Below are 15,369 nucleotides of genomic sequence, written 5' to 3' on the forward strand. Positions count from 1 at the left end.
CCGCTCCTGGTCGTTGAACTTTAGCCTGCCTGCTGATACAGGTTTTATGGCATTGTTTTATTTTAACACAGAAATAACTAATTTCCGCATCTGGCAATTAATCTTGAATTCGATGCAACCATTCGAGCATTACTTTTTCATTTAATAATTTTTGTTCGTTAGGAGAAGCTTAGCCCAAAAAAGTAGTATTCTTACTATACTAAGGATACTACTTTTTTAAAAGATGGTTCTGTTCTTCATCGGTTATTTTCAATCCTGGTGGATTTTCCCCTTAACAAGCTTTAACGTCGCTACTATAAGAAAGCTGACAATCACTAATAATACCCATGAACTCACCTTTCCCAGATGAACGATACTCCATGCATCGGTTTGGTTTGGATATTCCCAAGCGCCAAAGAAAGTGGCGATATTTTCGGCTATCCATATAAACAATCCGATGAGTACAAAAGAAAGTGCAAGTGGCATACGGTATCTAGTTCCATCAACCTCGTATGTGACCCATGATTGCCAAAAAACGATAATGACAAGTCCTGCTAACCAATAACGGATGTCAATCCAATAATGGTGAGTAAAAAAATTTAAATAAATTGCAGCAGCAAGAGGGACAACTACAAAAAACGGCGGCCACCTAACTAGTTCAACATTCAGCCTCCTCCAGGCCTGGCAAAGATAACTTGCTACACTTGCATACATGAATCCACTATACAAAGGCACTTCAAAAATTTTAAAATATCCTTCCTCTGGATAGGACCAGGATCCCATATGTACTTTGAATATTTCAAGAGCAAGTCCAATAAGGTGAAACAAAGTGATAACCTTTAGTTCATCGCGCGTTTCAAGCCCAGAGCGTACCATCCACCATTGCATCAGAAGGAAGATGATAAGCAGCAAGTCATACCTGGGAAGGAAGGGTAATGGAACGATTTGCGTAAGAGCCAAAGAGGCAAAAATTGCGACTGGAAATAAACATGATAAGGTCTGCTCCCATCCAAAACGAACGAGTTGGTTTATTGCTCTCAGAATATGTGCCTTCAAAGTTTTTTTCTGAACATCATTCTGAATGGTAAAATTCATAAGTAACTCCCCTTTTATGAATTGGATTCATTGGAATAATGGAAAGGAGCTCTCCCAGTCCTCTGCATCTTACCAGTTACGATTCTCATTTACCTTGTGTTTCTTCATCACTTCGGTACTCCAAAATATCCCCCGGCTGGCAATCCAATGCCTTACATATCCCCTCTAAAGTGGATAATCGAATCGCCTTTGCCTTCCCGTTTTTCAATATAGAAAGGTTCGCCATTGTAATTCCAACTCTTTCAGATAGCTCTGTTACGCTCATTTTTCTTTTAGCTAACATCACATCAATATTGATTATAATTGCCATTTTATTCACCTCAGACCGTTAAATCATTTTCAGATTTTATATCAATTGCTTCTTTTAATAGTTTTTGAAGCACAGCAGCGAACACTGCGATTACCATGGAAGCAAAGATTGGGACCATTCCGATTATAATGAGACCTGGTGCATCGTCCAGCTCTGCTACGATATATACAAATGGCAAAATTATCACATATAAACCAGTGATTATCATTGCACAAAACTTAATATTCTTTAGTGACTTAACAGACAACTCAGAGAATGATTGATTTTTGTCAATAAAGCTTAAAAGTTTTAAAGCCTGATACAATGCAGCCAAATAAGGTATTACAGATACATATATACCTATTACAATAGGATATAGTATATGGGCATAATCTGGATTTACTGGATTATTAGCTAACCAAGGTAAACCAAATACACACAAAGCAAGAACCGGTATTCCAAGAAGAATAACAGCAACCTTTAAAAAGAATGTTGAAACTTGTTTCATAAAAAGCACCTCGCTTGATTATTTTCATTTTTGATTCTAACACATTATTTATCGATTTACAATAAATAATTATTGATTTATATAACCTTTTTATTGAAATAGTATTATTAAAAATAGTTATCTCCACTACCTATGGTGATAACCTAATTTGAATTTATTCGTTAAGAAAGTTGTATATTTCCTTATCTAATAAAAAAAAGCATTCCTTATTATAGGAAATGGTTCCGTTTTGAGTTGCATTCTCAATAAACACAATTTTTTATAGAAAATTGTGTTTATTGAGAATTGTTAATATACGGTAAATAACTTTTGTGAAATATTGTACTTAAAGTAACGTGGCAGGATAGTTTAGCAAGATCTTAGATAGTAATTAATATGATTTTTTATAGAAGAAATGATTTCCTTAAAGAAGCAGTTGATATTGCTTCTTATTTTTATAACTCAAATGGAAAGTTAGCTTTACGTAAAAGATGGCGGAGTGAAAGTGAAAAATAAACTTGAAGAAATTAGAAAACGGTATGGTATTACACAAGAAGAACTATGATGTGTATTAAAAAAACAGAGTTATGTTTACATCCTCACTAAACAAAACTAAGAAACTGTTGGTTCAATCACAGTCAATGTATTTTCTGTTGAATTTAGATTTACATTAGCACCTATTGGAATAGCAGCTTTATAAAAGCCATGACCTGTAGTAAGGTTGATTATCAGTGGTTTTCTTAAGGGGACTAATAAAGCATTAATTAAATCTTCATATGTTGTACCATAAGATACAAGGCAATTCGTACATTCTCCTATAATAATACCAAGACAATCTTGAAATTTACCTGACATTAATAATTGAGTTAAATACCTAAATATCATTGTAGTTGGAGAGTGGGTTTCTTCTAAAAAAAGTATTTTTCCTTTTGTATTAATTTCATATGGTGTACCGAGTGCATTTACTAATGAAGTCATATTTCCACCTACTATAGGGCCTGTTACATTTCCCGGCACTAAACCCCTTAGGTCTAAATTTGGCGGATTTTGAATCATCCTGGGGGAATTCAACGTGGAAGTTGCTTCAAAAAATTGATTGAAGTTATAAGCAGGTGTTTCTGGTCTAAAGTCAATAAGCATTAAACTATGGAATGTAATTAAATTACTAAATTGATATAAACTATTTAATAATACTGTTATGTCACTATAACCAGATATAATTTTAGGATTTTGTCTTATGACGTCAAAATTCAGATAAGGGAGAATGGTCTGAACTCCAGTCCCACCACGGGTGGCAAGGATCATTTTGACACTGGGATCTCTGAACATATTCATTAAATCATCTGCTCTTTGTTGAGCGGATGCAGCTACAATGCCATCAGAAGAATAAACATGCCTGCCAAAAACGATATTAAAGCCCATATCTCTCAAGAATTGTACCCTGGTATTAATAGTATTTGCATCAAGAGGGCTGCCAAGTGTAACTAATCCAATTGTATCTCCTCTTTGTAACAACGAAGGTCTTATTGCCATATTTTCCACGCCCTCTCCACAATTAAATTTATTGATAATAAATGGTATTATAAAGTGATTTGAATTATGTCATTTTAAAGATAACTACTTATTAAATGCTCAAACATTTAATGTACAGTCGAAGAATAATGTGTAATAAAAGCGTATTTACTTGTTCGACTGTGTGGTACTTTAACATAACAATGAGAGCATTCACTATGGCGGTCTTTCTTTGGCTAAAGGGCAGGATAGTTTAAACAAGAAAGTATTGGAAAGGGGAAGCATAAATGACCAAGTATATTTATATTGCTTCACCAATGAGATTATATAAAGGTTCATTCGGTTCAAATTCTGGATCTCCTGAACAACCGAATGTCTTTAGAAAAGAATTAGATTACATAACCATTTAACCATTAATCGTTGATCTGTCATTTAATTAATATGCACTTAAAACGGAACGCTTTATCATTATAGGAAGTGCTCGATAACTTTAGACTTTTCTATTTATAGTTTAGTTTAGCTTGCCACAATAATTTAAGTACAGAGTCATGACTTTCTTTGATATGATATTTCTCTATGAGAATAAAAACTCTCTAACCCGAGTAGTCTTTTCTTCATCGGGATGCCCCCACGGTAGCCTGCCATTTTCCCACCTTTACTAATTACACGATGGCATGGAACTATAATCAATACTGGATTTGCGCCAATCGCGGATCCAACCGCACGTACGGACTTTGGCTTGCCAATCTGTTCCGCAATATCTGTATATGTCAACTTCTCACCAAATGGAATGTTTTGCAACGATTTCCACACTGCATCCTGAAAGGGCGTACCAATTAAATCAACAGGTAAATTAAATACTTTGCGTTCTCCATTTAAATAATCAACCAATTGATCTGCATAGATGGAAATCTTGTCACTGTCGTCTATTAGACTAGCTTTCGGTCTGTTCTTTTTAAACCATGCTTCCATTTCCTCGATTCCAGCTCCGTGTGAGCCGACATAGCATAATCCCTCTTGCGATACCGCAAGATAGATAGACCAATCGTCCATGTTAATCAGTCCGTAATAAACGGTTTGTTCTTCACTGTGTTTCATGTGCTACCGCTCCTTTCGATTGCCTCTACTTGTATTATACCTCGCGATGGTGGAATTGTATTATTATTTTGGATTAACAAGCAAGATATCAAAAGTAATAGCTTGTCTGCCAATTTAGAAAGCAATCGTTAATATAATTTAGTTTAAATGAAAGATTCACAGAATGTTTCCTTTTTCGAATAAGCCGCTTTCTAAGACAATACTCATTCGACATGTAATAATAGAAGAACATATACCACTACCCAATTAGCTGGTACAAAAATAACATGACATTCACGAAGGAGTTGAACAGATTGGGACATCTTTGTGACAAGGTGTATAACTGTGAAAAAGAATTAACCCTCGGTGTAATCGGCGGCAAATGGAAGATGCTCATCTTATGGCATCTTGGTAGACAAGGAACAAAGCGGTTTAACGAACTGAAATCACTTATGCCAGGAATCACGCAAAGAATGCTGGTAAAACAGCTGCGCGAGCTTGAAGAAGATCGTATTGTTCACCGCGAAGTATATCCAGTCGTTCCACCAAAAGTAGAGTATTCACTTACAGAGCATGGCATCAGTTTATTACCTATTCTTGATATGATGTATAAATGGGGAGAAAACTATATGGACAATGTCGCTAGTAAGAATGGAGTAGAGATTAAAGAAGCTGTGAAATAATTTTCCAGCTTTTTCACAGTATACTTTGTGTGACTATGTGATGTTAATGTGCGTACTTACATTATTTGTATATTTACTATAGAGTAGTAAGTATAGTTAATTTAACTAAATTATTCTAAGGAGTGGAATATTCATGGAACTTCAATTAGCACTAGATCTTGTTAACATTCCAGAAGCGATTGAACTTGTAAAGGAAGTTCAAGATTCAATTGATATCGTAGAAATTGGTACACCTATTATCAATAGCGAGGGACATGCGGCTGTTCGTGAGATGAAAAATGCATTTCCAAACTTAACAGTTCTTGCCGATATTAAAATTATGGATGCTGCTGGTTATGAAGTATCCCAAGCTTCTGCAGCAGGAGCAGATATTATCACGATACTTGGTGCAGCGGAAGACAGCTCAATCCAAGGAGCAGTAGAAGAAGCGAAGAAATTAGGCAAGAAAATTCTAGTTGATTTAATAGCAGTAAAAGATATAGAACAACGCGCGAAAGAGCTTGATTCATTTGGTGTCGATTATATTTGTGTCCACACTGGGTATGACCTTCAAGCAGAAGGTAAGAATTCCTTTGAAGATCTTGAAACGATTAAAGGCGTTGTAAAAAATGCGAAGACTGCCATTGCTGGGGGCATTAAATTAGAAACATTGCCAGAAGTGATTAAATCCCAACCAGATCTAATTATTGTCGGTGGCGGAATTACAAGTAAGGACGATAAGACTGCTGTAGCTGCCGAAATGAAAAAGCTTATCGAAGAAAGTACGGTAGCTTAAGAAGGGAAGCCGCTTAAATGGAGACTGCACAATTTGCACAAAGAATTATCGATGAACTACATCATGCTGCTGAGCAATTGTCGAATGAAAATGCGGAAAAACTCGTCGAGCATATTCTAACATCGGATAAGATTTTTGTTACAGGTGCTGGTCGCTCAGGTTTAATGGGCAAGGCCTTTGCCATGCGGATGATGCATATGGGTCTCGATTCATATGTCGTAGGTGAAACGGTTACTGCGACCTATGAGGAGGGTGACATTCTAATTATCGGTTCTGGTTCAGGAGAAACGAAGAGTTTAATTCCAATGGTTGAAAAAGCAAAAAGCATTGGTGGAACCGTTGCAGTTGTCACAATCAATCCTGAATCAACACTTGGGAAATTAGCAGATATCACTGTTCAATTACCTGGTGCACCAAAGGATCAATCGTCAAGTGAATACCAAACGATCCAGCCGATGGGCTCTTTATTCGAGCAGACCCTTTTGCTATTCTATGATGCGATTATATTACGCTTTATGGAGAAAAAAGGACTCGACTCACAGACGATGTATGGTAAGCATGCGAATCTTGAATAGATATTTTCAAAAAAACAGTTAGGATTGTTTCCTAACTGTTTTTTTAGTATTGTCGTAGGTTTGCCCATTTTCCTTAGCGGTGTGAGACCTATCCCTATTTATTACCAAGTTAATTTAATAAATGCTACGCTAAAAAACAAAGGCAAACCTTCATTTTATCTAATTTATCCGTTCTTCTTCCTATCAGTAGCGATGTCCTGTTCATCTTTCCTGCTAAGCCTATACAATAAATGAGTCAAATTAATGAATAAAAGCGGAAAACCAAACCCAAACAGGTAAGAAATGATTCTCTCCCCAAGATTTTGTCCAAAGATATATCGCATTAACCCAATCTCCCACTCCCGGTGACCTCCCATAGTGGCACCGGCAACGAATAAGATGGGCAAGACCATAATCAGTAATACTCCTAATGCAAATGTATTAAACCAGTCTTTCCTCTTTAACATAGGGACTATAGCTTCACCCCAAAAGCCAAATACAAAAACAGCACCAACAAGCACTAATAAAATGATTTGCAGTAATAATGCCCCACTAGCTGCCTTTAAACCTGAAAACAAACATAATATTGAAACTAGAATAAAGGAACCATAGCCTATTAAAGGATATATCCTTTCTATCCTAAAAATTACGCCAACAAACGTTAATATGGTATGCAAAATAAATATACTAAGTGCCGCAAACGTATAAAAGGAATCATAAAATGGCGTCCAGAGTGTAAAAAGAAATATTAAGGGTAATGAGACAGACATTAACAATCCCCACTTATATTCTTTTGTTTTTCTATATTTTTTCTTTCGTTTTATTATACTCAAGTTATTCGACCTATCCTTCAAATATATATTAAAAAAGTTCTAATCCCAATGGTTAAATATGACCTCACCAACCGTTTTAGGTACATCCCATCGAAGCAACATCACATTCCTCCTATCTTCTCCAATAACAATATGTATATATGAAATTTCTTATTTAAGTTTCGCAAAATCCTGCTTTAATAATGAATACATATATAAATCATCGAACTTTCCACCCGTAAACTCATAATTTCTTAACAAGCCTTCTCGAATAAATCCTAGTTTTTCTACGAGCTTTAGTGACGGTATGTTAGGCGGTTCAATTAGCGCTTCGATTCTTTCTAAGTTGAAATTCTCGAACCCGTAACTTACTACTGCTTGGAGTGCTTCACTTGCAATTCCTTTTCCCCAATAGCTGCTATTTAGTTCATAGCCAATTTCGGTTCGAAAATGCTCTCGGACCATGTTTAGAAAACCACAGCTGCCAATCACCTCATCATTACCTTTCAAAGTGATTCCCCATCTAATTCCATCTTTATTATCGAATATCGTTTGATACCATGCTATCTCACTTAAGGCGTCGTTAATCGTTTCAAAAGGTGCTAATCCATAATATTTCATTACTTTTTTATCAGATAGATAGTTAAAAATACTGTTTGCATCGCTTTTTTCAATTTTTCTTAACACTAGTCGGTTCGTTTCAATTATCGGAAATGGAACAAGATTTTTAGTCATAGGTAATCCCTCTATTATTTATATTCTTTAATTAGTTTAACATTTTAAATACCAATAGCAGAATCATTTTTTTCACAATTAACTTATATTACCTTCATATTAACTCACTCTCTGGAATTTATCTTTGGCAACCATAAGAAAACATAAAAAATATACATTTACCTAAATGCGGATAGGTGACTGTCACTCCCCTTAACATAGAAAAAATCCCTGTTGCAGTTAGTGCAACAGGGATTTTTATTAACTATATCTTAGTGGTGATGTCCACCTTTTGATGAATTCGTAATTACGAAACCTTCATTATCTACATAAAAATATTGAATCCAAACACCATCCAGAAAATCTTCGCGTGCATCAAGTAAAATATCTACGTCCTTGTCTGTTTTAATGATTTCATCATGTTCTGTTGGTGTATCAAGCTTGATTCCATAATGTGCATGATCACCATGCATATGTTCAATGTAAACACGAATCATTTTTCCCTCTGCTTCTTCTGTAGCAAGCATTTTCTTTAATTCTTTAGCTGCATTTCGATTAATTTTACAATTCATCTTTTATGTCTCCTTTTCCTAACTGTTAAGATTGTTTATGATACATTATCGCATAAAAGAGTCTTTAATGTCACTCATGTTGGTTTATCCATCTATATTAAGTTTCCCCAATTTACAGGTTCCTAAAACAGATAGCTCATTGCTAACTATTTTAAGACTTCCTCATTATATTTATCTACATGTACCTCTTCGCCACCAACAATATAATATTGTGAGCTCCCTTTTTGTACAACCCATGTCATAATATGATTTTGATCAACTTTCGCGATTACAAAATGCCATGCCTCACCGTAACTATCATCCAATTTTTCGATTAAATCTGGATTTAGTTTCCGTTCATTAAGCTCGATGATGTTCATGAACGCTATTCCTTCCATGTTAATGACATCAGCCGTTAAGTCACTCATGAGTTCATCTAATTGTTTATCTGCTAAAAAATCTTCAGAAAAATACGATACAGCTTTATCAACATCTTCATTTAATGCTGCCATATACATGTCTTCCACGATTCGTGCGGTTACCGAATTCATACATCCACTTAACAATAGGAAACAAACGACAAAAGAAAATAGCCCTAATCTTTTCATAAAATATTCAAACCCCTTATGTAAATGCAAAATGAATAACCTAATTGTAAGCTATTTTTCTATTGTTTCAAAGCTAAAGGAAATAAGAAAAGGGTAGAATACGAGGTATTCTACCCATCTTACGTATTTATTCATCTAGTTTCGCAACAATCTCACTAATATATGCTGCAACATCATCAATTTCCTCTTCCGTCAATGTGCCTTCAAAGGCTGGCATTGTTTCTCCACCAGCTTTAACTCTAGCAATAACCTCTTCCTTGTTGGATACTATATTACTAGTTTGTAAATTAGGGCCATTATGACCGTTAGCACCTTCAGTTCCGTGACATGCTAGACAGTTACTTTCATAAACAGCTAGCCCATTTGCTGTCTTACCTTCACCAGATGAAACTGATTCACCCTCTTTATCATCTTCAGATTCTGAATCTTCAGCTGCTGAGGCATCTTCAGCATTAACTTTTACAACATCGTCAACGGATTCAAATTTTCCATCTAGTGAAAATGTCCATATTGAATCACCATGCTTCGTACCCGCTAGAGAATTACCTGCCGCCATAACCGTGACATATTGTTTACCATCAACTTCATACGTAATTGGCGGAGCATTTACTCCGGCATCTGTCATGAATTCCCATAATTGCTCACCTGTTTTAGCATTGTAAGCAATCAGCCTTCCATCATTATGACCTACAAATAAAAGATTCCCGTTGGTCGTCATTGCTCCACTGTATGCTTGTCCATCCCATTCCTGCTGCCAGGCAATAGTATTGGTTTTCACATCCATTGCTGTAACTGTACCTCTAACTGGTGCATCCATGACAGGAGCTATAATACTTCCAAGCCAGTAATGTCCTTCTTCAACAGCATCTGGATTGTATTCAATATCTTCGTGGCGTGAAAATGTTTGGTACTGATCACTTCCTAATACATAAAAGTATTCTGTATTTGGATTGTATGCTGATGGCGGCCAGTTAGCCCCTCCGGATGCAGCAGGTTTCAATGTCAATGGCTCTTCCCAAAATGGATCAAATATCTTCCCAAATTTCCCTTCAAAATCATCTGGAAGATCATTTTCTACATCCTCTTCAGTAACTTCCTGTGGAACGAATGAATCTCCTTTTGGATATGGTTGTGTTGCAGCTGTCTTTTGCCTTTCATCCTGAGGTACGGCCTTCTCCTCAATGCCAATCAATGGTTCTCCATTTGAACGATCTAGGAAATAAATCCAGCCCGTTTTTCCAGCCTGACCAAGCCCTTTACGCATTTCGCCATCAATTTCAACATCAAATAGGATAACTGGGTTAGGAGCATCCAAATCCCAAATATCATGATGAACCTCTTGGAAATGCCATGCATATTCTCCTGTCGTAGCATCTATCGCTACAATTGATGCAGCATATAAGTTATCCCCTTCCCGATTACTACCGTCAACGTCTGGTGCAGCATTCCCTGTTGAGAAATAAATTAAGCCTAGTTCAGGATCAACTGCAGGGGTTTGCCACACCGGGGCACCACCCGTCATCCATGCCTTATTATCTGATGGCCATGTGTCATGTCCATTTTCTCCTGGACCAGGAATCGTATAAAAACGCCATAATTCACGTCCCATTTCAGCATCGAACGCAGTTACACGCCCCCTAATTCCGTATTCTCCACCAGCAAGACCCGTGTAGACCTTACCATCATAGTACAGTGGTGCACTTGTAATCGTATAGCCTTTTTCCCACTCAGCAACTCTTTCCTCCCAAATTACTTCCCCTGTTTTTTGATCCAACGCTACTAATCTAGCATCTAATAACCCTACAAATACTTTCCCATCACCAACTGCAACGCCGCGACTTGTCCAGCCGCAACATACAGTTGTTAGTTTTTCAGTAATATGTGGTCGATATTCCCAAATCGTCTCCCCAGTAATTGCATCGAGCGCTAGCACATCATTTGCCCCAGTAATCACGTACATTACACCATCATATACAACTGGTGATGCCTCACCAGAGTATTTAAAATCTAAACCAGATCCCATACTTGCAACCCATTCTGCTTTTAACTCCCCAACATTAGATGCATTGATTTGGTCAAGTGGTGAATAGCGTTGATTATTAAGGGTACCACCATTTGTTAACCAATTACTTGTCGGCAGCTCTTGTAATTCTGCTGCTGTAAATGCTGGTGCCACTTCCGCCTCATACGGTTTAAGCTGTTTCACTACTGCATCGGTTTCAATCGTTTCTATACCTTCCGAATCCTCGGTTTCCTCAAGTTCTCCGGGATCTTCTGGTTCTGTCGGTTCCTCCGGTTCTTCTGCCTCTGACTGCTCCTCAGAACCTGCTGTTGCTTTTGCGGGTTCTGCATTATTATTTGTTGATAATGCCCATCCCCCTACACCCGCTGCAAATAAAATGAAGATACCAATAATTGCCCAAACTATCTTTTTATTCTCCAATAAAATGCCCCCCTGTTTTCTTTAAGTAGGAAATACAAAGAACATCATAAAGAAATACTATTTTACTATTTTTTTATGGTTGGTAACGTTTTCATAAATCTCCTCCTTTTAAAGTCCTAAATTTTTCTTCCTATACAACCCTATAGACATAAGACTAATCACGTAACATTCTACGCTGAATATTGGGAATTGTCAATTTTTCATATAAAACTTGATTAACTTTTCTGTAATGAGGAAATATCTATACTGGTACCATTAATAAGTCTAACAATATATAAGAAAGGGGAGGAATACACTAAGGTATCCTCCCCTACAATCGATAACAATATTTAACTTACAACTAAATTTCCTGCCATGCTATCATGGCCCACCCCACAAAGAATGTTACAATAAAATTCAAACGTTCCAACCTCATCTGCAACAAACTCTATCGTTTCACCATCTAAAAGCGTAACATCATATCCTTCAACTTCAATACCGTGAGTTCCAGAATCGCTAACTAAAGTTAATTTAACTCTGTCGCCTTTGTTTACACTTATTTCATCTTGATCAAATTCAAAATTAGTAGCATGAATGGTTATTTCCACTACTTTACCTGATTCTTCTTGATTTGCTCCCTGATCTGTATCACTAGTATCTCCACCACATGCTGTTAATAAAAGAACGAATAGTGATGCGATTAAAACCCCAAAAAACTTTTCTTTCATTTTACTTCCCCCTCTAATGTGATTTTTTGTTAACGGATTTGCTTTACCCTTCTTTCGGAACAATCATTGTCGGTTCATTTTCATTTGGTTCAGGCAAAAATTCAGAAGAAACCATGTCTCCAGACTCTTTTCCCTCTAACAAAAACTTTTCAAATGATGCTTGGTAAAAGGTTGGAGACCCATTCCAGACTAATTTAGGAACTTTCATCGTAAAAGTACCATCTCTATTTGGGATTGTCACCGAATATTCAACGTCTCCATCTACATGTAATCCAATCATTATCCCTGTGTAAAGCGCTCCTGGAGCCGTTCTACTAACTAGATACGGTGGTTCGTCTGTAATGACTTCCCCTTCACTTGGTAGTTGGATGTCAACTTGTACACTTATATCTTCTGGAAATTGAAATACTCTATTATCTGGGAGATGGTAAGTTACCCCTTCATATACGACATTTAAATAGTGGTCCTCATCGTCTTCTGGTAAATACATCATTTGATATTCTCCATCTTCATTACTTGGATGTGACACAGTGAATCCTTCCACACCATCCCGACGTAGATTCACAGTAGCTCCTTCAATTGGATTCCCTTCACTATCTACAACAGTTCCATGTACACTATATTTACTGGTTCCAAAAGCTGGGTATTCTTGATTTTCATCTAAGATTGCCGTACCTTCTACAACCACGAATTTTTCATCCTCTTTTGAGGGTTCCACACTAATTATTTCTATAGGATAGCTAACGGTTATTTTTTCACTTAGTGACAGTAACGCATGTTTTGTTTCATCTAAAAGTTCACCATCACCTATTTTAGCATTGTCAACATTTACAACTTCGACGGTTTTATTCGCTAAGTTATTGCGGTCAATCATAAAACTAAATGAGCCAGTTTCATCTGTTTTTATTATTCTCTTCGCATCAACTTGAATTGCAGCATCATTGACAGGCTTTCCGTCCACCGTTAATATCCCTATTACCTCTTCCAGTTGTGAATTATCTAAACGCCAAGGAGTAACTGATAAATTTTGTTTATCTAAAGATAGGGAGACATCTTGCACAACAGCCTTTTCTCGTTGCTCTTCCTCCATATCTTTTTGTCCCTGTTTTTGTCCACTTTCAATTTGATCCTCACTTGTTCCAGTACAGGCAGATAATAATGGTATTATCAACATGAAAAAAATGAATAAAAGCTTCTTTACCACTCCTTCTCCCCCTCTCCAAATGAAAGGCAGAGAGCACCCTCTCTGCCTTACTACTATTCGTTTGGGTCCAAGAGTCGAGCTCCATTGCTTTAATCACCTTGCTCCTTATCCCCACCTAAAGCGAACACAAAGATTTGTGGATCTCTACCTGCAGAAGTAATGGCGATATATTGCTTCCCATTTTTGGTAAAAATAGATGGTGCTGCAGAAATCGTTTCACCCGTTGTTTGGAAATTCCACAGATTTTCTCCTGTAGCTGTATCAATTGCTTGCACATTTCCACTTAATTCTCCAAAGAAAGTTATTCCTGTAGCTGTACTTGATAAACCTCCGCGCATCGCATCGTCCGTTTTGATTTGATAAACAATTTCACCATTTTCTAAATCAATCGCTGTAACCGTACCGTAACTTTCCACATCATCTGCTGGTGCTGCATATGAAGTACCAAATGCCCACACACTTCCGTTCTTTTCTACTGCTTCTTGTTCATTCCCTGCCACTTTGATAATACTCGGTGATTCAATCCCCGGAATTAACACCAAATTAAGTTCAGGATCAAAGGTGTCTGGGGCATAGTTCTGACCGCCTAGAATTCCAGGGTATACTAAAGTACCTTCTGGTGTTGGATCGGGGTGATCTATTTTACTGAAAGCAATATTTTCATAAATGGTTTCTCCTGATTCAGCATCCCATGCCCACCATTCCCCGCCTTTACTACCTTCAGCAACTACTCGGCGCTCCTCACCGTTAATAGTAGCAGTAAATACAGATGGGCTATCCGCACTGTCATAATCCCATAGATCATGAGAAATCTGTTGATTTACCCACTTCATTTGACCTGTGTCAGCTTCTACCGCTATAACGGAGTTCGTATGTGGATTCGCTCCTGGCCGTTTTTCCCCATAGAAATCAGGGGCAGGATTACCTGCAGCAAAGTATATTGTATCTGTTTCTGGGTCAACACTTGGTGGCATCCATACTGCACCACCTCCACCAAATAAGCCTTCCGCCAGCCAATCTTCTCCTTTAGGGGGAACAGTCCAAAATGGTTCATCCCATGCGGGACTTAAATCACTTGAATTAAATGCCATCTCGAATCCACGAACTCCATTGTCTCCACCAGATGAACCTACGAATATTTTTCCATCATAATAGATTGGAGCTGTTGTTTCATAGTAACCATTTTCAGGCGTGAGTGTAGGAAAGTAATCACTTAATAAGATTCGATCAATCGTTTCTCCGGTCTCTTGATCGATAGAAACGAGTCCAACATCACCAGTAATCATGAATACTTTTCCTTCCCCTACTGCCACTCCCCGATTAGTCATTGGCATACTTTGACGCTCTAGCGTATCTAATAATTCTTGAGGTGGTTCCCATCGCCACTTTTCTTCTCCTGTAACCGCATCAAATGCAAAGACATAGTTTGCCCCAGTTGTAACATACAGGACCCCATCGATGATAATCGGATAGCTTTGATTTCCTGCTGGAATGTTTTCATTTAATTCTTTAAACTTTTGAGACCAGACTAACCCTAGATCATTCACATTATCTTTCGTTATTTCATCAAATGGAACATGACGGGTTAATTCTAAATCATAACCAAATGTTGACCAGTTTTCATACTCAGCATCCTCTGGTTCCTCGGTTTCTTCTGGCTCTTCCGTTTCTTCTGGTTCTTCAGCCTCTTCTGGTTCTGCTTTCTCTTCTGGCTGTTTCTCAACTTCTTCTGACTGTTGAACGGATGTATTATTATGAATAGCCATTTGCCAAACAAGGACTCCAATAATTACAAGTAAGGCCAATCCGCCAACCAACCAAATAATTGTTCTGTTTTTCAAAAAAACACCCCCTGTATTTTTTGAAAATTAGCTTGAGA

Annotated in this window: 17 protein-coding genes; 4 read left to right on the forward strand and 13 right to left on the reverse strand. The window is 37.3% G+C overall.

The features are described 5' to 3' along the window. Positions 1–249: 249 nt before the first annotated feature. The 4 genes from CUC15_RS15175 to CUC15_RS15190 all read right to left on the reverse strand — a co-directional run bounded on the left by CUC15_RS15175 (position 250) and on the right by CUC15_RS15190 (position 3,383). Positions 250–1,020 carry a DUF817 domain-containing protein gene (locus tag CUC15_RS15175; protein WP_114918471.1) on the reverse strand — a complete coding sequence of 257 codons (771 nt, stop codon included), beginning with the start codon at positions 1,018–1,020 and terminating at the stop codon, positions 250–252. A 139-nt stretch (positions 1,021–1,159) separates the two neighbouring features. Continuing rightward, positions 1,160–1,384 (reverse strand): helix-turn-helix domain-containing protein, encoded by a 225-nt coding sequence (locus CUC15_RS15180; RefSeq protein ID WP_114917471.1) that lies wholly within the window; start codon positions 1,382–1,384, stop codon positions 1,160–1,162. A 10-nt stretch (positions 1,385–1,394) separates the two neighbouring features. Then, positions 1,395–1,871: a DUF2975 domain-containing protein gene (locus CUC15_RS15185; RefSeq protein WP_114917472.1), complete on the reverse strand. Its 477-nt coding sequence runs from the start codon at positions 1,869–1,871 to the stop codon at positions 1,395–1,397. A gap of 591 nt (positions 1,872–2,462) precedes the next feature. Next, complete coding sequence (locus CUC15_RS15190; RefSeq protein WP_114917473.1) at positions 2,463–3,383, reverse strand: S66 peptidase family protein; 921 nt, start codon at positions 3,381–3,383, stop codon at positions 2,463–2,465. 266 nt (positions 3,384–3,649) lie between these two features. Here CUC15_RS15190 and CUC15_RS20680 point away from each other — a divergent pair, with 266 nt between their 5' ends. Further along, positions 3,650–3,772, forward strand: coding sequence for a hypothetical protein (locus tag CUC15_RS20680; protein ID WP_278309179.1), 123 nt, complete (start codon positions 3,650–3,652; stop codon positions 3,770–3,772). Positions 3,773–3,908: 136 nt separating this feature from the next. On the opposite strand, the gene CUC15_RS15195 is transcribed toward CUC15_RS20680, so the two are convergent. Continuing rightward, positions 3,909–4,460: a methylated-DNA--[protein]-cysteine S-methyltransferase gene (locus CUC15_RS15195; RefSeq protein WP_114917474.1), complete on the reverse strand. Its 552-nt coding sequence runs from the start codon at positions 4,458–4,460 to the stop codon at positions 3,909–3,911. Positions 4,461–4,753: 293 nt separating this feature from the next. On the opposite strand from CUC15_RS15195, the gene CUC15_RS15200 reads away from it, so the two are divergent. From CUC15_RS15200 to hxlB, 3 genes are all read left to right on the forward strand, one after another. Further along, positions 4,754–5,122 (forward strand): winged helix-turn-helix transcriptional regulator, encoded by a 369-nt coding sequence (locus CUC15_RS15200; RefSeq protein ID WP_114917475.1) that lies wholly within the window; start codon positions 4,754–4,756, stop codon positions 5,120–5,122. 133 nt (positions 5,123–5,255) lie between these two features. Further along, positions 5,256–5,897 carry a 3-hexulose-6-phosphate synthase gene (gene hxlA / locus CUC15_RS15205; RefSeq protein ID WP_114917476.1) on the forward strand — a complete coding sequence of 214 codons (642 nt, stop codon included), beginning with the start codon at positions 5,256–5,258 and terminating at the stop codon, positions 5,895–5,897. 17 nt (positions 5,898–5,914) lie between these two features. Then, positions 5,915–6,472 carry a 6-phospho-3-hexuloisomerase gene (gene hxlB / locus CUC15_RS15210; protein WP_114917477.1) on the forward strand — a complete coding sequence of 186 codons (558 nt, stop codon included), beginning with the start codon at positions 5,915–5,917 and terminating at the stop codon, positions 6,470–6,472. 164 nt (positions 6,473–6,636) lie between these two features. On the opposite strand, the gene CUC15_RS15215 is transcribed toward hxlB, so the two are convergent. The 8 genes from CUC15_RS15215 to CUC15_RS15250 all read right to left on the reverse strand — a co-directional run bounded on the left by CUC15_RS15215 (position 6,637) and on the right by CUC15_RS15250 (position 15,331). Beyond that, on the reverse strand, positions 6,637–7,221 hold the full coding sequence (locus tag CUC15_RS15215; protein WP_114917478.1) for a hypothetical protein: 585 nt from the start codon (positions 7,219–7,221) through the stop codon (positions 6,637–6,639). Between the two features lie 213 nt (positions 7,222–7,434). Then, the gene (locus tag CUC15_RS15220) at positions 7,435–7,998 is read right to left on the reverse strand and encodes a GNAT family N-acetyltransferase (RefSeq protein ID WP_114917479.1); all 564 of its coding nucleotides are present in this window, start codon (positions 7,996–7,998) and stop codon (positions 7,435–7,437) included. A 251-nt stretch (positions 7,999–8,249) separates the two neighbouring features. Then, the gene (locus tag CUC15_RS15225; protein ID WP_114917480.1) at positions 8,250–8,549 is read right to left on the reverse strand and encodes an iron-sulfur cluster assembly accessory protein; all 300 of its coding nucleotides are present in this window, start codon (positions 8,547–8,549) and stop codon (positions 8,250–8,252) included. Between the two features lie 146 nt (positions 8,550–8,695). Continuing rightward, positions 8,696–9,136, reverse strand: a complete 441-nt coding sequence (locus CUC15_RS15230; protein ID WP_162800333.1) for a hypothetical protein — start codon at positions 9,134–9,136, stop codon at positions 8,696–8,698. A 127-nt stretch (positions 9,137–9,263) separates the two neighbouring features. Then, positions 9,264–11,579 (reverse strand): outer membrane protein assembly factor BamB family protein, encoded by a 2,316-nt coding sequence (locus tag CUC15_RS15235; RefSeq protein ID WP_242985878.1) that lies wholly within the window; start codon positions 11,577–11,579, stop codon positions 9,264–9,266. Between the two features lie 329 nt (positions 11,580–11,908). Then, positions 11,909–12,286 (reverse strand): cupredoxin domain-containing protein, encoded by a 378-nt coding sequence (locus tag CUC15_RS15240; RefSeq protein ID WP_114917482.1) that lies wholly within the window; start codon positions 12,284–12,286, stop codon positions 11,909–11,911. A gap of 43 nt (positions 12,287–12,329) precedes the next feature. Beyond that, positions 12,330–13,490 carry a carboxypeptidase-like regulatory domain-containing protein gene (locus CUC15_RS15245; RefSeq protein ID WP_114917483.1) on the reverse strand — a complete coding sequence of 387 codons (1,161 nt, stop codon included), beginning with the start codon at positions 13,488–13,490 and terminating at the stop codon, positions 12,330–12,332. 89 nt (positions 13,491–13,579) lie between these two features. Next, positions 13,580–15,331 carry a pyrroloquinoline quinone-dependent dehydrogenase gene (locus tag CUC15_RS15250; protein WP_114917484.1) on the reverse strand — a complete coding sequence of 584 codons (1,752 nt, stop codon included), beginning with the start codon at positions 15,329–15,331 and terminating at the stop codon, positions 13,580–13,582. Between the last annotated feature and the right edge of the window lie 38 nt (positions 15,332–15,369).

The organism is Oceanobacillus zhaokaii (assembly GCF_003352005.1).
Classification (GTDB): Bacteria; Bacillota; Bacilli; order Bacillales; family Amphibacillaceae; genus Oceanobacillus; species Oceanobacillus zhaokaii.

Bases quoted from the DNA above. Each gene is read 5' to 3' on its own strand.
- CUC15_RS15190 (WP_114917473.1), bottom strand. From the start codon at position 3,383: ATGGCAATAAGACCTTCGTTGTTACAAAGAGGAGATACAATTGGATTA.
- CUC15_RS15185 (WP_114917472.1), bottom strand. From the start codon at position 1,871: ATGAAACAAGTTTCAACATTCTTTTTAAAGGTTGCTGTTATTCTTCTT.
- CUC15_RS15215 (WP_114917478.1), bottom strand. From the start codon at position 7,221: ATGTCTGTCTCATTACCCTTAATATTTCTTTTTACACTCTGGACGCCA.
- CUC15_RS15220 (WP_114917479.1), bottom strand. From the start codon at position 7,998: ATGACTAAAAATCTTGTTCCATTTCCGATAATTGAAACGAACCGACTA.
- hxlB (WP_114917477.1), top strand. From the start codon at position 5,915: ATGGAGACTGCACAATTTGCACAAAGAATTATCGATGAACTACATCAT.
- CUC15_RS15195 (WP_114917474.1), bottom strand. From the start codon at position 4,460: ATGAAACACAGTGAAGAACAAACCGTTTATTACGGACTGATTAACATG.
- CUC15_RS15230 (WP_162800333.1), bottom strand. From the start codon at position 9,136: ATGAAAAGATTAGGGCTATTTTCTTTTGTCGTTTGTTTCCTATTGTTA.
- CUC15_RS20680 (WP_278309179.1), top strand. From the start codon at position 3,650: ATGACCAAGTATATTTATATTGCTTCACCAATGAGATTATATAAAGGT.
- CUC15_RS15180 (WP_114917471.1), bottom strand. From the start codon at position 1,384: ATGGCAATTATAATCAATATTGATGTGATGTTAGCTAAAAGAAAAATG.
- CUC15_RS15225 (WP_114917480.1), bottom strand. From the start codon at position 8,549: ATGAATTGTAAAATTAATCGAAATGCAGCTAAAGAATTAAAGAAAATG.
- CUC15_RS15240 (WP_114917482.1), bottom strand. From the start codon at position 12,286: ATGAAAGAAAAGTTTTTTGGGGTTTTAATCGCATCACTATTCGTTCTT.
- hxlA (WP_114917476.1), top strand. From the start codon at position 5,256: ATGGAACTTCAATTAGCACTAGATCTTGTTAACATTCCAGAAGCGATT.